This window comes from Providencia sp. PROV024, from assembly GCF_032709665.1.
Lineage (GTDB): Bacteria > Pseudomonadota > Gammaproteobacteria > Enterobacterales > Enterobacteriaceae > Providencia > Providencia huashanensis.
Map to the genome: position 1 here is coordinate 2442627 of NZ_CP120545.1, position 23200 is coordinate 2465826.

The 23200-nt window shown below is 40.4% G+C and carries 19 protein-coding genes; 3 read left to right on the top strand and 16 right to left on the bottom strand.

Annotated features, from left to right (window positions below; all coding sequences use genetic code 11):
- Window positions 1-62: 62 nt before the first annotated feature.
- The 4 genes from traI to P3L56_RS11290 all read right to left on the bottom strand — a co-directional run bounded on the left by traI (window position 63) and on the right by P3L56_RS11290 (window position 4411).
- Window positions 63-1823 carry a TraI/MobA(P) family conjugative relaxase gene (gene traI, locus P3L56_RS11275; protein WP_306804117.1) on the bottom strand — a complete coding sequence of 587 codons (1761 nt, stop codon included), beginning with the start codon at window positions 1821-1823 and terminating at the stop codon, window positions 63-65.
- On the bottom strand, window positions 1820-2194 hold the full coding sequence (gene traJ / locus P3L56_RS11280; protein WP_210831609.1) for a conjugal transfer transcriptional regulator TraJ: 375 nt from the start codon (window positions 2192-2194) through the stop codon (window positions 1820-1822). The genes traI and traJ overlap by 4 nt, the downstream gene beginning before the upstream one ends.
- A 993-nt stretch (window positions 2195-3187) precedes the next feature.
- Entirely contained in the window at window positions 3188-4171 is a 984-nt protein-coding gene (locus P3L56_RS11285) for a replication protein RepA (RefSeq protein WP_210831610.1), read from the bottom strand.
- Window positions 4172-4183: 12 nt separating this feature from the next.
- Window positions 4184-4411, bottom strand: coding sequence for a helix-turn-helix transcriptional regulator (locus P3L56_RS11290; protein ID WP_001069954.1), 228 nt, complete (start codon window positions 4409-4411; stop codon window positions 4184-4186).
- Between the two features lie 85 nt (window positions 4412-4496).
- Here P3L56_RS11290 and P3L56_RS11295 point away from each other — a divergent pair, with 85 nt between their 5' ends.
- Complete coding sequence (locus P3L56_RS11295; protein ID WP_210831611.1) at window positions 4497-5564, top strand: LuxR family transcriptional regulator; 1068 nt, start codon at window positions 4497-4499, stop codon at window positions 5562-5564.
- A 117-nt stretch (window positions 5565-5681) separates the two neighbouring features.
- Here the strand turns inward: P3L56_RS11295 and P3L56_RS11300 are convergent, their stop codons facing one another.
- The 9 genes from P3L56_RS11300 to P3L56_RS11340 form a co-directional block, all read right to left on the bottom strand.
- Complete coding sequence (locus tag P3L56_RS11300) at window positions 5682-7523, bottom strand: AAA family ATPase (RefSeq protein ID WP_272686225.1); 1842 nt, start codon at window positions 7521-7523, stop codon at window positions 5682-5684.
- A complete protein-coding gene (locus P3L56_RS11305; RefSeq protein WP_210832106.1) occupies window positions 7523-7957 on the bottom strand; it encodes an ABC-three component system middle component 2 in 435 nt (144 codons plus the stop codon). The genes P3L56_RS11300 and P3L56_RS11305 overlap by 1 nt, the downstream gene beginning before the upstream one ends.
- Window positions 7957-8964 (bottom strand): ABC-three component system protein, encoded by a 1008-nt coding sequence (locus P3L56_RS11310; protein ID WP_272686226.1) that lies wholly within the window; start codon window positions 8962-8964, stop codon window positions 7957-7959. The genes P3L56_RS11305 and P3L56_RS11310 overlap by 1 nt, the downstream gene beginning before the upstream one ends.
- Window positions 8965-9206: 242 nt before the next feature.
- On the bottom strand, window positions 9207-10394 hold the full coding sequence (locus tag P3L56_RS11315) for a tyrosine-type recombinase/integrase (protein ID WP_210831773.1): 1188 nt from the start codon (window positions 10392-10394) through the stop codon (window positions 9207-9209).
- Between the two features lie 437 nt (window positions 10395-10831).
- Window positions 10832-11326, bottom strand: coding sequence for a hypothetical protein (locus tag P3L56_RS11320; RefSeq protein ID WP_272659527.1), 495 nt, complete (start codon window positions 11324-11326; stop codon window positions 10832-10834).
- An 8-nt stretch (window positions 11327-11334) separates the two neighbouring features.
- Window positions 11335-11784, bottom strand: coding sequence for a structural protein (locus tag P3L56_RS11325; protein WP_272686227.1), 450 nt, complete (start codon window positions 11782-11784; stop codon window positions 11335-11337).
- Window positions 11785-11788: 4 nt separating this feature from the next.
- Complete coding sequence (locus P3L56_RS11330) at window positions 11789-12067, bottom strand: phage holin family protein (protein ID WP_272515829.1); 279 nt, start codon at window positions 12065-12067, stop codon at window positions 11789-11791.
- Window positions 12054-12434 (bottom strand): putative holin, encoded by a 381-nt coding sequence (locus P3L56_RS11335; protein WP_272659525.1) that lies wholly within the window; start codon window positions 12432-12434, stop codon window positions 12054-12056. The genes P3L56_RS11330 and P3L56_RS11335 overlap by 14 nt, the downstream gene beginning before the upstream one ends.
- 74 nt (window positions 12435-12508) lie before the next feature.
- The gene (locus tag P3L56_RS11340; protein ID WP_316927681.1) at window positions 12509-15304 is read right to left on the bottom strand and encodes a hypothetical protein; all 2796 of its coding nucleotides are present in this window, start codon (window positions 15302-15304) and stop codon (window positions 12509-12511) included.
- Window positions 15305-15451: 147 nt separating this feature from the next.
- On the opposite strand from P3L56_RS11340, the gene P3L56_RS11345 reads away from it, so the two are divergent.
- Both P3L56_RS11345 and P3L56_RS11350 read left to right on the top strand, forming a co-directional pair.
- Window positions 15452-15703, top strand: a complete 252-nt coding sequence (locus P3L56_RS11345; RefSeq protein WP_181487952.1) for a hypothetical protein — start codon at window positions 15452-15454, stop codon at window positions 15701-15703.
- A gap of 112 nt (window positions 15704-15815) precedes the next feature.
- Entirely contained in the window at window positions 15816-16451 is a 636-nt protein-coding gene (locus P3L56_RS11350; protein WP_272659523.1) for a hypothetical protein, read from the top strand.
- Window positions 16452-16479: 28 nt separating this feature from the next.
- Here the strand turns inward: P3L56_RS11350 and P3L56_RS11355 are convergent, their stop codons facing one another.
- Genes P3L56_RS11355 through P3L56_RS11365 form a run of 3 tightly spaced genes read right to left on the bottom strand, consistent with a single transcriptional unit; the run spans window position 16480 to window position 23190 of the window.
- Window positions 16480-16776 carry a hypothetical protein gene (locus tag P3L56_RS11355; protein WP_113532641.1) on the bottom strand — a complete coding sequence of 99 codons (297 nt, stop codon included), beginning with the start codon at window positions 16774-16776 and terminating at the stop codon, window positions 16480-16482.
- 10 nt (window positions 16777-16786) lie between these two features.
- Complete coding sequence (locus tag P3L56_RS11360; protein ID WP_272659522.1) at window positions 16787-20155, bottom strand: hypothetical protein; 3369 nt, start codon at window positions 20153-20155, stop codon at window positions 16787-16789.
- A gap of 2 nt (window positions 20156-20157) precedes the next feature.
- The gene (locus tag P3L56_RS11365; protein ID WP_272659521.1) at window positions 20158-23190 is read right to left on the bottom strand and encodes a hypothetical protein; all 3033 of its coding nucleotides are present in this window, start codon (window positions 23188-23190) and stop codon (window positions 20158-20160) included.
- Window positions 23191-23200: the final 10 nt, after the last annotated feature.

Below are 23200 nucleotides of genomic sequence, written 5' to 3' on the forward strand. Positions count from 1 at the left end.
AAACATCGGTGTCATTACCAACCGAAGCGGTTAGGGCTTCCGTCGATTCCTTTGCCATCACATCAACGTGAGCGGCTCTTTTGTTGTCGTTTCGCTTTTTTAGCTGCCTGCTCAGCTTGTAGCTTAGCTTTACGCTGCTCTAGTGCTGGCATGACCGCCGCTTTTTCAGTTACAGGGCCTGACTGTATCGCTAAGACTTCTAACTGAGATAGGTTTTGCCACCAGCCACGGCGTGAAGGTGGCACTTTGCCAATCGGTAACACGCCAGGCTTATCAGACCGCTTGGCCCTTTTATTCTGGGCTATTAATGCCTGACGGCGGCGTTCTAGTCCTTGATCGGCAAATTTGATAGACAGATTGCCATCTACTGCCGCCTTGATTACTCGCGCCTTGAACTCAGGCGAACCATTCACGGTAATACGATTACCATAACGCTCCATTGCTACCTTTAGCGCAGCTAAAACACTGCTTTGGTTGGAAGCCGTCGACACTTGTAGACGCTCACCATCATCACGCACGGCGCTGTTACCTGCTCGATAAATAATGGTGCCTTTTTTCGTAATCGTATCGACCATTGCTTTGGGCTCAGCCTGAACTGCATCCCCGTTTAGTGTGTTGCCTTTAAGCTTTTGTGCAGCCTCTCGGCTACGTAGCGCTTTGAGGGCTTCTCCATCTCCCTGTAATGCCTGGCTCTTTAACCAATCCGCCCAGGTTTGGCGTTTATTGCTTTGATATATCGTTTGCCGTTGCTCTTGGTAACGCTTGTGAATGCGCTCAAGCTCGCTTTTCAATGCATTGCTGGCCTGTTTGTACAAAAGCTTCTTAGTAAGCTGATTGCTACCGGTCAACTTAATCGCTGCGCGACGGCCACGCCCTTTCCTCTTGGCGTTATCAACCGGTCGATCTTTATCACGACGAGCCTGTTCAAGGGCTTGCGTTTTACTCTCTGCAGCATGTTTCTGCTCTGCTTGATAACGGGCATATAGCTCGGTGGTATTCACCTTTAAGCGAACAGGTCGGTGTGTATATTGGCGGCTCGGCTTAACAGAATCCGATGCAGTCGCTTCAAAGGGACCAAGGCGCGCTTCGAGTTTGGGTTTAGAAAACTCACGTCCCAAGGTGCTCGCTTTGATGATCGCTTCACCATCGGCAACGATCACTAGACCATTTCCTCTGGTTCTTAACTGCAAACCATTGTCCTGCATGACCTGGTGCAACGCCTGCCAGCTACTGGCTGATTTAATCTCGTCCATGCATTCGCGCTTCACCCACCCCACTAAGCTTTCAATACCCGAATGCCGCTCCATATCCATCGCACGTAATTCGGCCCCGCGCTTGCGCGGTATGTGATTATCCGGCTGCAAACCAAAATCCTGCTCGATGGCCTCGCACATTTCCGCTAGCTTTTTATGCGGGTAGTACGGCTCATGGATTGTGTTGCGAGTAGGGTGAATCTTGTTAATTGCGATATGGATATGTTGGTTGTCCGTATCGTTGTGCACAGCACTGACACGCTGATGTTCTCCATAACCCAAGCCTTGGCAAATGCGCTCTTCTATCGCGGCCAAAGTATGCGCTTTTAACTGTTCACCATTAGGGAAGCTCACTATGAGGTGGTAGGTTTTATCACTTTTCGCTCGGGTGTTCGCGAATTGAGTCGCCAACACCTCACTGATCGCATCGCGCACGGTTTCCGCTTCACAGTTATTTAAACGAACGCTACCAAGTCGATGCTCTTTGCTCTGGTGATCGGTGATGTAATTCACCAAGCCCGCAAAGTCAGACTTACCTTGCGAACGCATCGGTACGTGCTTGACTATCATTGATCGGCCCTTGGCCGAAGAATGGATTCCATAAGTGAACTCATTTGATCTTGCGTCGCCTCGATACGATTAAGCACTGCCAAGATCGTATTGGCCCCAGCATGTGCCACCTTGGCATCATTACTAAGCCATAACTTAAGCAAACCACCCAAACGCCCTAAGTCACCATTCACTCTTACTAGTTCGCGTACCTGTTCAACATCAGTAACTCCTTGAATGCGATAACCTTGGCCTACTTCGCGTAAATAAGTAGAAGTGCTAAGACCAGCTTGCACGGACAGCGATTCGATCAACGCACGTTCTTCTGGCAGACAGTAAACCTTAATCGGTGGGCTGTTCTTTCTAGTGCTCTTGTTCGTATTGTTCGCCATGTTTGTCTCCTCTTTCAGGCCCCGCAGGGCAGGATCAACGTTGAGTGCCGAAGGTGCGAATAAGTCAAAAGTGAAGAGGCTTCGCCATGCTTGCATGGGGGGCCTACTTCACACATCCTGCCCGCATTTCAACTTTGGTTTTATCACGGAAAGTTATGCATGCCCTTGTGCATTTCTCTGCATTTAACTGTTTATTCCTGTGTAAACTATGTTTACCTGATAAGTCAGACACTTATAGCGGTATGACAGCGTACTTATAGCGACTGAATAGCGCTAAAATAGCGGCCTTACAGCGATTTATGTCTATTGGCTTTACTCAATATCACGACACAGAAAAACACAGCTTTCCTAGCACTTTCCGCTCTAGGCTAAATTCAAAGTCTTCGTACTTAACTGCCCCTCAAGTGTCAATGAATGTTTAGACGCCAAGGAGAAAAAATAAAAACATTTTATTTTCATAAAGTTAAAAACACATAACTTCCCAAAAAATGATTTCATTGACAGTTTTGATCACGACACAGACAAACATCGCTTTCTTAACACTGTCGGCCTTAGGGTAAATTCAAAGCCTTCGTGTTTGACTGCCCCTCAAGTGTCAATAAATGCTTAAACGCCAAGGAAAAAAAAATAAAAATATTTTATTTTCATAAAGTTAAAAATACATAACTTCCCAAAAAATGATTTCATTGACACTTTTGAGCAACTTATTGATCAAAGTTATCCACAATATTTGTTTGTTCAACTACAGGTTTATTTTTTTATATAGGTATACCTACAGGAAAGACTATAGGGGGATCTGCAACCACATGTTATTAAAAAGCTTTTTAGCCTTTCTAGAAACAGAACATGCGTAAGCCGGGACAGAACATGCGCAAAATAGCCCCTTTAAAGCGGGACAGAACATGCGTGGATAACTTTCTAAATACCCAGGCTTATTAACGCCAAGAATGGTGAATACAATCTGTTTCATCACGCTACATAATCCCGCTCACTCTATCGTTTTGTCCGTCGAGGTACTTGTGGAGCACTTGGTTTCAAAAGTAGTCCTTTTTCGGTTGGAGTAGCATCTAGCTCTGGCCATGCCTGCAACACCTTTTCAAGTCCATCATTAAACCGTCGTCTAAAGCTTTTTACATTGGCGTAATTAGAGCCCAATTGTTCCATCAAACCTGACCACGGGATAATTGTTGCTCTCTTTAAGTAACTCACCCGATAAGTCGCCCAGCAATATATGTCTAAGGCCATCGGAGAACGCTTAATCAACCTCAACACTCTCATATCCAGAGGGACAGGTTTATCAGTAATCAGTTGAAAAAACTTAGGCGACAGTTCCACCCAAGATTCCCATAGCGAATCTTGATCAGGCTGCTTCGTGCTCCACCAAATATGAGAAATATCAGCAACTCTGGCTCCAGTTTCATCTTCACAAATATATCCACTTTCATCATTTAGCTCTGTAAAACTGACACTAATCGTCGTTTTAAATAACCGCCGCATCTGTTCTCGAAACGGGCCTATAGTCCCACTTTTTCCGCCAGTTGAACGCAGCCCTAACTCTTCCATAAAACGTCTTTGAGAGTGTCCCAAATCAAGCTTTCGCGCTTCCTGTTCAGTGATAAAACCATTGTCCAGTTTTGACTTATTTCTCACCGCTTGTGTACTTACCCAAACCAGAAGCAAACGTGCATAGCAACCGTAAGGCAAACCTACCGATGAGGGGGCCATCATGTGCATTGTGAAATTACCATTCTTCCGACTCCACTCATTCGATTCTGGCTTGCTGTGCGGTATGGTTGCTTGAATCAGAAGCCGAGCAATAAAACCGAGTTCATTAGCCTCCTGAGCACTGCACTCCTGGATTGATATGATGTTGTCTATATATTTCGTGCTTAGCTCTAGTTTACCGCTGGCACCCGAGGCACTTTTTTGCCGAGTGGTTCCCCTAGCCTGAACATCCGTTACATCTTTAAGCGTCATGTGGACTCAGACTTACCAAATAAAACCGGGTCTTGCGGCTTTTAACGCAGACCTGCGCTTTTCTTCTATCCAGTTCTCCACTTCAGCCAGGTCCCAAGCAACACTTCGGCTGGTCAGAACAATACGACGAGGAAACTCACCACGCTGTTCCAGGTTATAGATGGTTCGATCAGACAAAGGGATCATGCTGAGTAAGGTCTTGCGATTTATCAGCGTTTTGTTTGTCATTGATGGATTCATAACCCTCTCCTTTTCAACATTCTTGGGTTGATAATGCCAGGAGCTGCCTGTAGATTAGACTAATCATTGGACAAAAAAGTTGGATATGAAAATATTTGAAACTGAGGTAGATGCGTCAGAACGACTAGGTCAGTTTTATATCCCTGTATGGGAGAATTCTGACAAGTCTGTGGCAAATGCCATTCGCATTTTTAGGGAGAAATGGCATTCATACTCGGAAGAGTCTAAAAGCCACAACATCATAAACTTGATTAAGCAGGTAATTGATCCCGTGGTATCGGAATACTTGAGTAGCCTTCCAAACCAGTATTTGTCCTATTGCCCTATCTCAAGAGAAAAGTGTAACTATAGTGACCTCATCAAGTTGAGAGGTTTTCGTTATACGGCCGACCAAATTCACTTTTATTTACGCGACTTTGTTGATAAGAGTTCCCACACAGAGCAAGACATACTATTCATATCAACTCAAGATATGCTCAAATCATTGTTTATGATTTGTGAAGGAAAAAAACCTAATAGATCAAAGCTAGCGCCTGATATCAGTTTAAAAGCGGATAAAAAAACACGACTATGTGCCCTGTGTGGAAACCCAACAGAGTTTTCACAGTTCATGCACACATGGACAAAACACGGATATATTGAGAGAGAAAACAATGATCATGACAATGCTGAAGACAATGATGAAAAAGAAGGGAAAAAAAAGCGGCCGGATCTGAGTACGAATTACTGTCTAAACCATCGCCCCAAGCTTCATGATGGTTCTTGGAATTCTCTATATAAGCAAGCCAAACGCTCTGCAGAACAGTTTGAGCAAGAAGTCTTGAGATTACGACGCCAAATCGCGCATCCAGACCGTCATAACGCTAAGTCCGGAGATAAATTAATTGATGAGTACTTTTACCACTACATGCTGGACTCTTCACTGAACCCAACTAATGTACCCGAGCTGCGCAACTTAGCACGCAAGATGGTAGATTCTCGGCTAACGGACAATAAAAAACGCATGTTGGTTCTTCGCAAACAGAACAAATCTAATCAAAATATTGGTATATTGCTGGGTAAAATCACGGGTAAGCCGTTGTCAAATCAAGCTGTTTCGAAAGCGATAAAGTCAATTCGAGAAGAATTTCTATTATCTGGTTCGAAGATCTAAAAATTTTAGCGGCTAAAAGCACTAATTGACTACCAAAGATTCAATTAGGCAAAGAAGTAACTAAAGAATACGTTAAACCTATTCCACCACTAAGGTTTAACGTACTACCCTATAACCTTAGAGCAAGCCAGCCCTTTGACCATTTTCAGCATTATTACCGTAAAATGTATCTACACCAATACTATTTGTGATCGAATCGGGTATATCTATATTTTCGACAATAATAAATTGCCCAATATTATTTTCTGTTAAATATTTTAAGAAATGATAACTAACCTTAGTATTTGCCAACTTTTTCTCATCATCATCCAAATCTCCATGTTTACTTTTTAATGGATCTCTATAAGTAACTAAAGGAGAATCGAGTACAATAATCCCTGGGTGGTAAAGGCTACTTTCCTTACAGTGTTTAAGGAGCGCAATTTTAAACACTGAATGTAATATTGCCCTAACTCCTTTGCCATTTAAACTTCTAGGCTTGCCATCGATAACCACATCAAAAGTAGAAAAGTCGAAAGAAACCTCATTATCACCAGGAAACTTTATTTGATTTAAAATATCTTTATATATTCTACAAAAATTATCTACAGCTTCATTTTCAGGATAAAAATCATGGGATTTATATTTCTTCGGTGTAGGGGCGACTTCTGTTTCTTGGAGTCTTTTATAGAAAATATTTATACGTTCAAGCAATCGGATATCTGATACAACAAGATTTCGCTCTTCCGTCAACTCTGATATTTTTTCATCAATAATCTTTATTTCTGGAGTTCTATTTTCAACTTCATCATCTATACACTTCAAGTCATAGCTTAAGCTTTGCGACCTTGAATAATAAGTATCTAGCTGGGATTTTAATTTTAATCTTGTTTCATTTAACTCTAATAATTTATATTTTATTTTTTTAATTTCTACTTGAGATGATTTAGCTAATTTTTCGACATCCATTAAGTCTTCACATATTTTCTCTGGTGTCTTACCGCAATGCTCACATTGAGCATGATGTCCGACGCCTAATAGAAATGCAGCTTCCTCTTGGGAACTCAATCTTTCGATATCGCTAATATATATTTTCTCTAATATTTCAAAATTAGCTAGATTTGATTTAATATTATCATTTCTTTCATCAACATTAATTAATTCATTGGCAATATTTCTTTTATTCTTTACAACTTCTGATAGAGACTCTTTCATCAAGCTCATACTATGATTTAACTTTTCTATCGCACTATCTAGCTTAATCTCTCTTTCTTTAAGATCTTCATAACTCTCATCTTTAAACATCAAATCAGATTGTAAAGTCTCTACAACATCTCGTAATACATCTAACTGCCCTTTCTTCTCGCTCTTAAATTCATTACCACGAACTACAGTTTTTACGTTAGAGTCATCATTTCCAGTAAGTAGGAACTTAAATATATTTTTATTTTTACTATCTTCGCTAGTATCTCCAACGACAATCGGAGAATTAGAACTAATTATTTTCTCCTCACTAGAAAAGAAAACCCTTGATAATAATCGTATTGTAAGAGAACTTTTTTCACCATATAGATTAGATGATATTTCTACATCTCTTAAACCACTTAGATAAAAGTCACTAATATTTCTTACTGTTTTTGTTTCTTTTCCTACTTTAAAATAGCTATAAAAATTTGCACCATCTTTTTCTTCAACGAAATCATGATATATTTCAAAAGAGTTCGAGGGCCATTTTCTAAAAACAGTATAAGGTTTACTATTTAGATAAAGCTGCATTGCTACTTCTGAGTATTTTTCACTTTCTGGTTTAACCTCTTTAAGCTCCTCAGAACCAAACATATAATCTATAGCTTCAATTAATAGAGATTTCCCTGTATTCGAGGCACCATGCACAATATGAAGGTGATTGGAAAAATCAATCGATGCTTTATTATCATCACCAATAAATAGTATTTTATTTATAAAAAAACCAGAATTCATTAAAACACCTTATTTCCCAGAGTTATGTTAAACTTTTCAAATCCATCTTTGTTTAATTCTTTTGCTAGCCATTCTGAGATTGTAATTAATGATAACGAATAATTGGACTTCATTAGATCTAAGTAAGGACTGACATACTCTGATGCTTTATAAGCGACTCCATTACTTGTGTAATCAACTTCGACAAGCCCAAACTTTCTCATAAGATCAAGTCCTGATCTGACTTTCTCTCTACGGGAAAAGTATTCCCCCTTCCGATTAGGTGTTACTGGATGAAGACTTTCCGGGCCACCAAAGTCACTAGAATGAACAAGTATGAAATCAATTTTCATCAATCCATCAAAATCCATACTCTCTGGAAAGTATGAATCAAGAAAGCAGATAGTCCTAACACCTGCTTCTAACGAGCTATTGAAAACATGTGTATTGGACATTATTTTTTCCTCCAGTGTAACTTATCTTCATTAGCAAACTGATGACAATACCCTTGTTTGACGTCTATCTTTCCATGAATTGCTAATTTACCAGATGGCTGTAGTTTTCCAGCTTCAGACAAGACAGTACACATTCTTATAAATGAATTAGGATAATCTAACCTAAGAATTGGTTTTACACCTTTAAGTATTTCTTTCTCAAAGCAATCTAAAACACCATCTACTGTATTATCTCTATAAAATAAACGAAATGCTTCTGCACTATAAAAACGTTCTCTTTGCTCCACAAAGTCTTCTTCAAACTCATCATGGCCAACCACCTCTTCTGGCTTTGAGTATATTATTTGGTCATGATCACTATAAGCATCTAGAATTTTATTAACATAATTTAGTTCACTATCGTCGATATTTTTAGGAACCTCTACAGCTGGAGCACTAGGAAGCTCCCCGCCATATAAATCGACTAAAATTGCTCTAAAATTCGAATCATCGACTATATCATCTATTCCAATAATACTTACAGAAGAGAAATCATAACTTAAAATAAATCGTTCCAGATCTGGTTCAAGAATAACCTTCTTACCATCAACAATAGTGTCTTCACAATATTTACCCCAGTTTTCTATTAAACCTTTCTTCAATTGTGAGGGGTTTAATATCCAAGTTCTAAGGTTTCTATTAATACCTTTTGGCGCTACAAAATAGTAATTTTTTGGTTTTGAGAACTCACCTAAGTAAGAATAATATAATATTTTTCCAAGCTCATGCATTCCTTTATCTGTTGGGACTGCTTTATTGTATTGTTTGCATTGATAGTTATCCCAATCTCCTTCAAATTTATTTGGAGTATAGAAACCTATTACGTCACAACCTCTATCACCGGCTCCCGCAGGCCGATGTACTGAGGCATACTTACTTGATTGGGCGCTTACCCACTTTCTAACCAATATCTCCAGTTCATCCGAACCCATTGATAGAATATAACGTGTGTAATCAAATATGTTCACATTCTCGTCCTAATGATTGATTAAGTGGGCAAGTCTCTGCCTGCCGCCATTTCCCTACTTATCGTCATTACAGCGAACTACTCAAATAATTGAAGTTACTATATTATTGACTGGCATAGGTATTCTATCATTTGAAAACTCTAGAACTATTCAAACTAACACATATAACAAAAAAAATTTGCTCAAAAGTAAATTTTATTGATCTAGCTATTGCTATAACCCTGATTAGCTCATTTACATATCTAGACTATCCACTCATCAATCATATCAGCCCAATCCTGCAACATGGCCGCGCGCTGTTCTCGGTACTCGGCTTTGTTGTAAACTGCCCTAACCCCTTTCTGCTCATGTGCCAAACATTTTTCTATCCAATCAGTGTTGTATCCAGCCTCATGTAGCAAAGTGCTCGCAGTTCGACGCAGGTCATGCGGCCCAAACTTACTTAGTGACTGACCTTCCTTTTGCGCGGCTTTGTATGTCAAATCCATGACTCGGTTCATCGTCGCACTACTCATGGGAGCATCAGAGTCATAACGGGAAGGAAGAATGTAATCAGACCCACCGGCAAACGTCTTCAAGGCGATCAGAATGTCCATCGCCTGGCGTGACAAAAATACCAAGTGAGGGTTACGTCGTTTCATCCTCTCTTTAGGAATCGTCCACAATGCTTCGCTAAAGTTAATTTCGCTCCAGGTTGCATTGGTTAACTCGCTTTTGCGCACCATAGTCAACAACAGCAACTTTACCGCAGCACGAATCGACGGCGTCGTTCCTACTTTTTCCATGTAGCGGTACATCAAACCAATCTCAGCCGGTGTTAACGTTCGATCTCTTGGCTCAAATCGAGCGATACTTGCAGGCCTTACCAGGTCTGCCGGGTTCTCAACTTTTTGCCCTCTCTCAATCGCCCATCGATACACCTGGAGCACAATGTCACGCGTATGCACAGCTGTTGCCGGTGCTCCACGCTCTACTATCGCGTCAGTTAACGCTCGTAGATCTTCATGAGTGATTTCTTTCAGCTTCTGATTGCCAAATTTACCCTCTAACTCTCGGGCATAGACTGAGCGACGCATATCCCGGGTAGAATCAGCCATCTGATAGCCACGCAGCCATTTCTGAGCCCAAGCACCAAAGGTTTCAGCATCTTTGGTTCTCGCCTTAGCACGGGCTTTCTCTTTGGCCGGTGACTTTCCATCAGTAACCATTCTTTTAGCTTCCCCTAGCCGCTCTCTGGCTTCAGCTAAAGTAATTCCGCCAATACCATAACGACCAAAAGTCACCGTTTCCTGTCTGCCGTTGATGGCGTAGTTATAACGAAAAGAGACAGAGCCAGCAGGCGTTACAGAGACATACAGCCCATCTCTGTCGTTCACTTTATAGAGCTTTTCTTTCGGTTTTAAATTTCTCAGTTTGGTATCAGTCAGCATTCATTTTCATCCTTTTTTAACGTTTCGATACCATGCAAAAAAACCGTAGGAAACCATGATTAAATTCCTTTAAAAACAAAGAATTACTTATTTTCAATACCATGTGAGGATCAAAAGCTATCGCATGGTATCAGTCAGTGTTCATGGTATCTGCATGCGATAATACCAACTTTAATACCCCATTCAACTTGTGCTTGACGCTGCTAATCAGTGCCAGATACGGCAAGCTATAAAAACAAAAAAGCCCACTTTTACATGGGCTTAAATCGTTATTTTGCCAGTCAGTGCCAGCGAGTTCTTATTGGGGGATTATTCCCACTCAATTATTTACACCGAACGCAACTTATTGATTTATATAAAACAGAATTAACCTAGTGGGTTATGATACCGTCACTGATACCGTCATAATGAAAAGTGAACAATATTTATACAGCAATCTATCGATACGATCCGAGTAATTTTTCTTTTGCTGCTAGGTCGGTAATACATAAATTAAGGGCCCTTGTGTTTTCATCGGCACGGTTAGACTCACGCCCATAGACTTCAAGTGTGCTTCGTAGTTGTCGAGAAAGTTCACTGGCCTTTGCTCTCTCAGTTCGGCAGGTATCGGCGTCAAAGGTACCATCAGTTTTTGTTTCCGTGGTACTGGTTTCGAACTGCACGCTGTCAAAGTGATTAAGAACACGCTTAAGTAAATCGTCTGTGCGCATCGTAGCACGTTCTTTCTGTTCATTGTATATCACCACCCTATTTTGTTGTTCTCCGTCCGCCTGCTTGCGCTGGTCGATGTTAAACGCTAGGTCTTTCTCATCTTCCTGTTTCCCTGCAATCTGTTTTGTCATTTGCTTGTTATCAGAAAAAATGCCGCTAGTCATAAAACCAGCGGCAAATGAGACAGCCAAAGCGATTAAAGCTGTAATCACTTTATTCATGGCATCACCTAGATCAGTGCAAACGCGCTTTCAAACACATCATCAACGTAAGGCTGCTGACCATTTTCATGACGCACAATGGCTTTAGCTATGTTGATTAATGTTACTTTATCATCAAGGCTGATAACCTCATCAGGCGGCACGCCAATCTCTTTAGCAACACCGTTGATATAGGCTATTGTGTTATTCTCATTGTTTGGAGCCCAACGACTAATTAACCCTGAGACAGTTTTAATTTTATGATTTCGCTGATAATTACGTAGCAGAACCATCAGCGCACGAATACCGTACGTAACGTTTTCAAATCGACAAAAGCGCGGTTCTATTGATTTATCAAAAGGCAATTGTCCTTTCCAATTATTGACCTTGTTATAATCAATATTACCTGGGTTATTGTTACGAACCCCTCTCGCTCCCGTATTTACATAATTATCTTTAAAGACTTTTTGTTTATTCACTAGGTCACCCCACTTTTTTAATTAACTGCATGACATTGCCACGCTTAGCAAACAGCGCAGCACAAAGGAAAGTATTTGGAATTAAGTTCTGTAATCCTGCCTGATAGCTAGGATCGAGATAGGAATAGACTGGTACCGATATTGAGTACCCTAGAAATGCATAAGCTAGCCAACTCCCTAGCCTACTGTATCCCTTATCACCCCTTACAAAATAAAGCGTACGGAAGAACATAACTAAACAAACAAACGCATTAGTGATAAGCATGAATTTATCGTACGTCATGGCCGTTACCTCCTTTCGGAATATCAGCTTTCTTGTACAGTTTGATACTTAGTTTTACAGAGAGAAGAGAGGCGACGAATGCCCCAAGAGCATCAAGACTATCAACGTTATACGCATCAGGTTTAACACCGATTAGGCCAGTCATTGAAACAAAAATGGTAGCGAAAGGGCTAAAGAATAATAAACCAGCCGCTAAGCTAAGCAATGCTAATACTGAACGAGTTGCTAAAGAAAATTCTGTTGCTGCTGTAGTGAAATAAATAGCGCCAAGGATAGCCCCCATTACAACCTCTGGGGGCAAACCTGAAAAGTAGCTTAGAAATGATGTAAGGCCTAAGCCTGTTACTGCTGCCTCATTTTCATTCATGTGTAGCACCATGGTTGAGAAATAACCATGATACTACAGCATAAAAAGATAAACAAAAAACCTAGAAAGATATTCTAGGATTTTACTACTAATGTAGATTCTGTAGATTTAATTTCAATATTGCTCCCTGCTCTTGAAATTGCATATAACGTTGCAGTAGTACCTGCTTGCTGAGACTCTGCAAAATAACCATTATCAGTATCGCAAGTAAAATAATAAGCTTCTGTTTTATCAAATCCTTGCCCTGATATACACGCAAGTGTACCCGCATAAGGTTTGGTTTTTGTCACTGTCGCTTTCCTACTTACAACATCCCAATGATAAACCTTTGCACCAAAGGCTGGTGTAGAGTTGCCAGCACCGTTGTATTTCAAATGGGAACCAATGACATACCCGACGCAATTTTCATGATGCGAAATACCGTCATCGGAATTATTCGAATAACTACCACCAATAATATAACTCACCCCATTATTATGAAAGCCAGCGCCGTCATTACCCACCGATTTTCCGTTGCAGTTATACAAGACACAATCGTAGTTATTCATACTAAATCCATTTCCAACAACTGCGACGCTTGCATTACAGTCGTACAATTTTGCAATAGGGCCACCGAATTCTGAACTACTATAAGTCGCAGATCTAAAATCAAAGTCATTCACTTTAGCTGATGTTGCCGTAACCCCCCACATGCTTACGTTAAACGAACCATCGTTAAAAATAACCGCGTCAGATTCACATACATACAAATATGCATTCTGATTTATATTATTCCAGCTAAAATACAAACGCCCAGTAGTATGTTCATAATAGTATGAAAAATCAGTACTCTTAACAGTATCGATACTTGATACATTCCTCAACTCACGAGTAAATGCACTTTCAATTGATCGTTGCTGCATCTCGACATAGACAAACGGCTGTTTAGTTCCGTTTCTGATTGCGCTGTCAGGGTTAGTTGAAGCATCATATAGACAGTAATACGTTGGCCTATTCGGATTTTCCACCTGAACCCACGCACCTGTTTTCATCTCAACGCCGCCAAGTATTGTAGCTCCGTTTGGAGCCCAAATATCGCAGTCACCTCTGATTATCCACTGCCTTTGACGTAATGGTTCATAAAAAACACCACCTTCAAACATAATTCGTGTAATGCTTGATCTCGCAGAGGCATAATACTGATAAGCTTTCTTTAATGACAATATTTCACTTGTTAAGCTATCACCGCCTCCTAACGCTATTCGGATTAAATTGTCTCTGGAAATAAAACTATTGCCAGAAACTTGTGATTTAACTGAAAAGTCACAAGTTGAATCAACAAATTCTTTATAAAGTGACGTACCCATTCTTGACAAAGATGAGTGAGCTACTATATCACTTCCAATGTACGCAATAGCTTTATCAAAATATGCATCGGCATCAACACAGCGAATAGAAAATCGGCAGAAGCGCCCAACAGGTACAGATGACTTCGCAAGAGTTACGGTTAGTTCACCATTCGATATTGATGTCGTCACTGCACTTTTTAAGTATGTTGGATTTGTGCCAATCTTATCATCTTGGGCAACATAGACCACGCCAATACCAGACGGGTTTTCACTGATTTCTATAGCTTTATTTGATGAAAATCCTTTCAATACAACGCTAACATCTTCTGCAATATCGCCAACCCTAAATGCCAACTCAAGATACTTCATCTGATCCGAAGCTCTAAAGCTTACAAAACAAACTTTAGGCTTTGGCATCTCTGGCTTAGTTAAAATCGGCCTACTAATTAAAGGTGGTTTTGTTGCTATCCGCTGAAATGGATGAGCGGGTTCATTCCCTAGCGTTCCAATCCCATCCCACACTTCTGGTGTGCCATCATTGTCGAATACAAACCACTCGCCATTATTAGCTTGATGACCTGACTCCCATATCTTTCCATTGGAATAATTTAAATTTAAGAGCGTTGCTATCGGTGGCAAATGCAGAACAGAAGACCTCTTTAACTCGCTCCTAAGGCTTGCCTCACCGACATCTACCCATATACCATTGGGATTTTCATCTGACTTTATTCCCCCTGTTTCATTAGGGGTTGAATTAGGAGGAACTACTTTAGGTAGCGGGCCATCCCATCTGAAATACTTTTTCTTTTCTTCCCAAAATAACGCCTGAAATCGCCCTGCTAATGTTGCTCCTTTTTCAAATGAATCAACTAGTTGATATCCAAGCGCTCCTGTTTCAATTGGATCTAACAATGTAGGTCGACCAGAATTATCAAAACCTATTTGTTTGTTTCTTCTGGCTGGTGCTTTAGGAAATGAAGATATATCTATGTCGTCAACACGTAAAGTACGCTTCTCTTTTTTCAATATCGTACTGTTAACGCCTTCAACTTTATCTTTCAGTGTGCCTAAATCAACAGCATCACTATCACTTTTAGGCTTGCCAAGGCTAGCAATACGATAGCCTTTAGCGTCAAACCAGTTAGCTAGGATACTTGGACGCTTTAGAAATAACCCCAGGTTGCCCCATAACCGTTGCATTAGCATTGTTAAGTAATCAAATGCATCCTCGTGCGTTTCAGCAAAGAACTTACTCTGATTGCGGAATGAAGTTTCTTGTGTGATTGGAATATCACGGGCAATGCTAATTTTGTGCCCGTTGGCAAGCGGTTTAGTTAAGATTACCTTTCCACCAGCCGACTTATTAGCGCCTGTTACGGTGTAGTCCGTACCTAATCGCAGCGTTACAACATTATCACCATCAGCGTCTGACGTAATAACACTCAATTGGTTTGCTTTAAAAATCCTGAACTTATAATCAAAATCGGTTGTTACACCGTTTCCTGTATATTCATTACTGCTGATTTCAGTTGAAACAGTCATGACTATTCTCCACTCGGTTACGTTGGTGTATGATAGCCATTAAAATTCATTAACGGAATATTGTTTACTTTTAAATATAAAAAGATAAACATCCTTGGTGTTTTTTCGGTTACTGTAAAAGACTCACACATAAGATAGGTGATTAATATGAAAGATGTAATTAATTTCCCAGCACCAGAAAATTACGCAGAAAAAGTTAATACCGAAACTGGAATAAAGGAGTTGATGAGTAAATCGAATGTAGAGGAACTACTAAGAACACTGGACAGTAAAGGGTGTGACGTGAGCGCGGCACTCATTGAAATTACAGCAATGATGAATTACATAAATCTGAGCTTGAAGGTTAAAGAGAACATCAAGACGCATATTGAATATATCGCCAACGAGTTAAACAAGTAATCATTTAAGAGTAAATTAAAGCACCTCCGTATAGGTGCTTTTTTAATTGAATAATTTCACTTTAGGCATTAACCTATTGGGTTAATGATAATTGATAAGATAAAGTGATATTATGGAACTATTTATTGTTATTGGTGTGGTCGTTGTTATCATTTACTTTATTAATCAAAATAAGACTAAAGTATCTGATAGAACCGTTGTAACCCATACAAAGAAAATACAAACTGATGATGGTGAAATTAATATCCATAGAACTCAGATTGTAGAACAAACTGCTACTCAATTTAGCAGTAAACCTGATGTCAACACCTTCCATAATCAGGCCATACAATCCGCTGAATCAGTTAAAGCAATCCAGAATACCCAGCCTAAACAATCTTACTCTATACCTGAAAAACAGCCTGTTGTTATCAATCAGCAACCAGCTAAACAAATAGCGGCCCAACCTCAGAAATCTCAACCTCCTGTACTCAATGATAGTAATCAAGCCATTGATAAGAAACAGTGCACTAGATGCCGAATACATCTGCCTTATGATAAGTTCAGAAAATCATCAAAAAATCCTGATGGACATACTATTTGGTGTGCTAGTTGCCTTGATGGCCCTAAGAACACTAAACATATGAAATGGTGCCCTGTATGTAATGTTAGAAGAAAACGAACAAGCTTTTATCCAAATAACCAAAATGCTGATAAATTAATGGCGTGGTGTAAAACCTGCTGGGATAAACATAAAGCCAAAAGATAGGCCGCTTCTGCGGCCTTTTTATATCCCTTTAATAACCTTCGTCATTGGATATATCATTCCACGAATCTTTGTGTGATTTACCATATTTTTTATAACAAATATTGTCTAACTCTCTTTTGATGTTGCTAACTTTGTCATGGTTAATTCCCCAAAATACCACTCCACCACCAATAATAATACCAGCTAAAATAGGGCTATTATCAGAATCAAACATATAATTCGCAAAAATTAAAAGAAAGCCAGCTATTGATATATATATTCCAATCCTGCAATGCATGATTGCACTTTCTTTTTCAGACTCAATTTTTCTAATTGATTTGTTCATGCTACGCTCTTTACTTAAGTTGTTCTTCAACCTGATTCAGCAACGGAGATAAATAGAAAAGATTCTGGAACGGCAATAATTTCCTTACTGATCTAACCTCTCTATCATCAAACTCGCCATTCATAACACCTGCGGTAATATTTTGGATATCTCCACCAAGGTCAAATGTAGGACCTAATAATGCACCGATACCATTACGACTCTGATAGCGTGATGCTGGTGGGCCACCGAACATAGCGCTCATCCCGTACGAGCCACCACTGAGGTTTTCTAATAGGTTATTAGGCTCACCTAGCCAGCCCATCATTCCAGACCAGTCTAACCCCTCTTTCACAAGATTAGCAGGTTCAGCATTAATTTCACGCCCTGCCATCATTGATTTTAATACATAAACCAATGAACCCAAGGAAATTTGTAACAATGCGCCATAATAAAATGAAGCATCACCAGACTGAATACCAGACACTAACGCCCTATTGTGGGTACCAAAGAAGAAAGTTTTAAACTGCATCACAATCTTACCTAATTCGCTACTCATCATTAATGGTGTGTCACCAATACCGGGAGTGATTACAGTCGTTCTAACATCTTTCAATACCGCTGCTTGGAAAGTTTCACGAACTACACGATCATCCCAAAGGTGGCTATGTCCAGTTAACATGCCGTCTAAATCTTCACCGTGCTTTGAGTATTGCTGAGCGATACGCTCTAACATGTTTTTATCAACACCGAGGTGGGCCAGCTTTTTAATTTCTTTACTGCTTAATGCATTACCAGCCGCCACCTCTTGCGCAGCTCTAAGTATCTTTGATTGCGTTACAACACCAGTCCACATCTTCATTGTGTCTGTATATTGATTCATCAGTGTGAAATTACCAAACTTTTGTGAGGACCATTCTAAACCACGTTCAAGAAAAGTGCGTCGAGCGTAGGGATCATTAAGGTCAGCAATAACTTTAGAACGACTAGACAATGCATATTCAAGGCCTATACCCATTTCACGCAAATCAGCTTTGGCAATCTTCATTGCGCTAATGTCGGTTAACATTTTACCCAATGGCTTTAATGCGCTACGCAAACCATGCTGCATGATCGGTCTGGCCATATCTGGTAATGATGAAATTGTCATACCACCAAGCAAACGTAAAAAGTTAACGTGTCGAGCAATGCGACCAGCTCTGACAAAGAAACTTGATGGATCTTTAGGTGCACCATAAGTACCTAATAACCTATCACGCATGGCGCGAATATCGCGTAAATCTGCATCCCTTCTTGCCTCTAACTTGCCGCGCTCTTTTGCTGTCTTGGCTTCTGAAATTAACGTGTTGTAATCATTAGTAATAGCCTTGATTTGTGCATCCATATCAACACGCCCGAACTGTGCGGTAAGCTCTATTTCTGGCGCAACTTGGCGAATATAGTTTTCCATTACGTAGTTAACATCTGATTCTAAAAAGTCTTTAATACGTTCATCTGGAATATTTAACGTACGTGATTTGGTGAAACCTGCACGCTTAGTTAATCCATCAGGGATCAGCTCACTAGGTACAATGCCAGATGGTGCGCCTATAATTTTATTAATGATATCATCCGCTGCTGCTTCAACCTCTTCACGCGCTAATGGTTCCATTCTGCGCAATGCTGCATGACGGCGATTATCATAGCGAGTAAGTGAGTTAGCTTTACGGGTTAATTGGCGATATTCATTTCTAAACTGGCGCGGCTTGTCTAAAATGTCTAAAGAACGTTGATAAGAAGCCAGTTTGTTTTCAGCTTCTTCAATGCGAACTAGTTTACGCTCTAATTGTTCCAGCTTTTTAGTTGGTTTTTTTGCTCTACGCTTTTCAATTTCGGCTGTAACAGTTTCTTTTTCTGCAACTAATTTGCGGTTCTTTTCTATTTCATCCATTAAAAGCTGTTTTTTACCAGACCAGCGTTCAGCTTCTTTTATTTCAGCGTTCAACTTTTCTGCTTGTGGCTCGGATGCTCTGGCTTGTTCTATTCCTGCATCGGCTTTAGCTAAACTAGATTCAGCCTTATACACTGTTCGCTGATTCATTTCCTGCAACCAATCAGCAATAATGGTGCGAAACTCTGCTCGGTCATTCAGTATTTTGTCGAACTTATAAATGCGAGGAAAATAGCTTTCTGCCGTTGATACAGTCACCCCCTCACGCAAGATACCAAGCTCAACCATGCGATCCTTGGTTTTCTCAACGATAGGTCGCACGGCTCTTGCTGCTTCTGCAACTTCTGGTATTGCATGGCGATCGCCATTACGCATAGCATCACCAACTTGCTCACTGAATTCATATAGACTTAATCGACTGCCGCCACGCTCTTTGGCCTTTTTGCGATAGGTTTTATAAAAGTCTTTGGTTGATTCAACTTGCTTATAAACAAGTGTTTCATATCCTCTTACCTTAGTTTCTACCGCTGTGAACGATGCAATACCCTCTTCATTTTTTGCAAAGGTAAAATTATTCTCTGCAAGCTGCTGGTTAATTTGCCGTGCTGTTTTTGATGGTGATTGAGCCACGCGACCTACAGGGCTAACATTCATTGTTCTGTTAATAAATGATGGTCCTTTCAATGTTTCCTGTTCTAATGTGGTATCAGGTACTTCCATTGCACCTACACTAGTATTATCAGGAATATTTTGTTGTATTGTCTGCTGTTCACCAAACACATCGTTTTTCAATTTATTAACTATCTGACCTCTATTTTTTACTAGCTGAGCTGCCGAACCAAGCAAACCGCCTAACATAGCGTCAAAAGTTACGTTCAATGCACTTTCCTCAAGCGTTCTCGTTTCTTGTGTAGCAGATAGAGCTAATTCAGAAGCAATTCCACCAAACGCATTAGATACGGCAAATTTACTTGCTGTTGCTAATACATCACCGCCACGCGCAATAGTGCCTGCTGGTACCATCATTGCTGCTACATTGATAGGATCAATTACCCCCATAGCTATGCTTGAAATTAATCCAGCGCCACCAGCGTCTTGTAGCATTTGTCTATCTTGAATTTGCCTATTAATACGCTGTTTTATTGCTGATGTTTCCTCTGGTGATTTAGAGTGAATAAATGCATCGGCAAAATCTTCATAACCGGTTAATGTGCGTTCATCATCGAATGGGTTGTAACCGTCTTGTTCTTCGAACTGATTAAAAGGCATGGTAGCGATTAAACTACCTACTGAGTTATCAATACGAAACGCAGCATCACGTAAGTTTTTAACGCCTGCCTTATCACTGAATGGATTTATAGCATCAAGCATACCAACTTCATTTGAGCCGCCATAGTGTGGATCTGGTTGTTTAATTGTTCCTACTTCAGCCCCCATAACATCATTAGGGTTCATTTCATAAATAGGCATGGCTATTCCCTCCCGAACATGGTGTTAAGTGTATTGCTGAAACCATAATCAATCGGTTCAGGCTTGGCGCTACCTTCTAATATCTCACGCTCTTTCTTAGCATCTTGATATGTTTTCTGGCGTTTATCCATAACTTCACGGTACATTGGTGATGATGATTGCTCTGGCTTGAAGCGTGACGGCATTCCATTTTCACCAAGGAAAGGTGTAAATACAGGGATGTTATCGCTACCAGTTTGTTTCAACATAATTGCATAACTGTAATCGCGGGCAGTCACCGCATCAGGAACTAGAACAAATTCAGCATCATCAGGCATGCCGCCAAACACTTTAGATCTAAGCTGTTTTTGCTCTTCACGCCATTGGCCTATGATCCAGTTACCTGCGCCGCTCTCATTGGTACCGTAAACAGCCTCAGGCGCATAACGCATAACTTCATCTTTACCATTGATTGAAGTGACACCCCATGTTTTTTTAACCTGGGCATCCGTCATTTTTTTAGCTAAATCAGGATCCCCACCAGTACTAGCAAAGTTTGCATCATAAAGCGTTTGGTAATCTCGCATATATTCACGGTTACTAACACTTGGCTTGGTGATATTTGGCGATGAGAAACCACCTAATGCAAAGAAACTATTAATATTACCTTGTGCTGCTTTATCTCTTTCTTTGCTATATTTCTTATCACGCATCTGTTCAGCGATAATCGCCTTGGTTCTATCGTTCTGCTCATATGTTAGGTTGTATGCAATATCTATGGCTTTTTCACTATTCATACCTGAGCGCGTTAAATCGTATATTTTTCCATAGTAAGCCATGGCATCAGTAGATAGGCCATTAATCGCAGACGGATTATTATCAAATATTTGCCCGTACATTTTAGCCATTGGAATGACTAATTCAGGGTTTCTAGATGTTGAACCGGTCACCAGTTTTGATTTAATTTGCGAGGGAATAATCCCAGTACGACTGGATATTTCAGCTACTGCATTTAAACTATTCTCATCACGAATATTGAATGATGATTCTATATTGTTCGTAAAATAATTGTCTGCTGCATCTTGATTGCTTTTATCGTTAGGATCTAGCGGGAAGTTATTCTGTATAGATAACTGCAGGCGATTGGCTGAAAATACCTTTTCTTGTGCCTTGATATTGTTATCAACAAACTTACCGAATTTTTCCCAACGCTGCATTTTACTTGCATAATTGCTTTCAGATGGATCCGGCATGATGCTGTTTAATAATGAGCGCTGAGCCTGTGGCGTCATATCTTTAGCTGCTGATATCAATCCAGCATAGCGCTTAGCTTCTTGCATATCTGCTATCATTGCCGTACCTTTGTCATAACCAAAAGCAGAAATAATAGTTTTTTCAGATGGCGCATTAGGTGCATCAAGACCGTTTTCCCATGCTGCATAGGAATCAGAAATAGTGGTACCAAGCTCAGTTTGTAGTTGCTGCTGGCGTTGCTTGTCAATTTGCTCGGCTTGCTTTAAGTATTTGGCTTGGTCTGATTCGTCTAGCGCATCGAAAGCCACTGAACCTGTTAAGCGTTTAGGTGCATTAGGTGAGCTAGGTAAACTTACCAATCCAAGCGCTGATTGAATTCCATTTGAAATATCATCATTAGATAGCTTGCTAACTTCACCTTGCCCATTCTCTTGAATTATTATCGCCATTGATAGCCGAGTTAATGTATCTAAGTCTGTTAGGTCAAGAACAGTATCACGAGGAACATTGAGATAATCAGATACGAATTTAATATAACCTTCAGTATCGTTATCATCCTCAGGTGGAGCCCAGCGAGTAATGATTTGCTCAGGTGTTACATACCCCTGCCTAGCATACGATAATAGGTTTTTTCCTGTAGCTCTAATGCCATGTGCAGGCGTAGCGAATGTTACAAACGAACCATCATTACCCGTTTGACCTACCCAAACATCTTTTGATTTTCGAATGTTACCCGGATTGTTATTACGAACGCCACGCGCCCCACTTCCATTTTTGGCATAAGTTTTCTCTTGCTGATTATGCAAGCTTTCTGCGTATGCCGTTGCATCATCAGGGTTATCAAAAACACCTAAATGATTTCCAGTTTCTTCAAAGAGTGCGATAGCTTCATCATCAGAAAGCAATCGACCATCATCACTGACAGTTGGAATTAATACTTCGCCCTGGTCGGTACCAATTGAAATAGTCCTTACCGTACTAATTGAACCGTCTTTATTTTTAACAGTTGGTCTGTTAAGTAAATTGATGTTACCCTGCTGAATCATTCCTTGCGTTGAGCCAACCGAACCGCCGTAATACGTTGATGAACGACTAATACCACCGTTATCTGACGGTTCTCCGTTCTGCTGCATAAACTGCATATAATCAGAGCCTATCTGATTTTCAATAGCTCTCTTGGCTGTAGCTGTTTTAAACTCCTGCTTCTTGGCTAGTATCTGCTCATCACTCCAGCCGTGCGAAAACCCAAACTCTTCTATTTGTTGGAACACTTGTTTGTTTGCTGATAGGTAAGCATTGTTATCACCATACAAACTAGCGGCTGACTCCGCATTAACAGATAACGTTGCTTGGAATTGGTCTTGTTCGTAAGCTTTAATTTGCCCCATTTCATGCTTATTAGCCTGCGAACTAAACTGCAATCGCATTTCTTTTGCTTGCTGTGCGAACATGCTTTTGATTGCATCATCCTGCAAAGTTCCTGCTATTTCACCAGCGGCATTATCAAATGCTTGCTCAAACTCATAGCCTTTACCAATAGCATTCTTGCCTTGCATGGCAAGTAAACCATTACGCGGATCGTTCATCAGTTCATTTGCTTTTTGTCTAAGCTGCAATGACGCATCTTGTGCCAGCGCCACATTAGCCCGTTGCTTCGCTTCTGCGAATAAGCCTGTATATTGCTCTGCAACCTGACCTAAGCCAGCACCAAACTGATTAGGGTTCGATTGAACACTAAAGCCATTATTTGGCAGAGGCGATGAGCTAACCTGTTGTTCTTTATAGGTTGGTACAATTGGCATACATCACCCC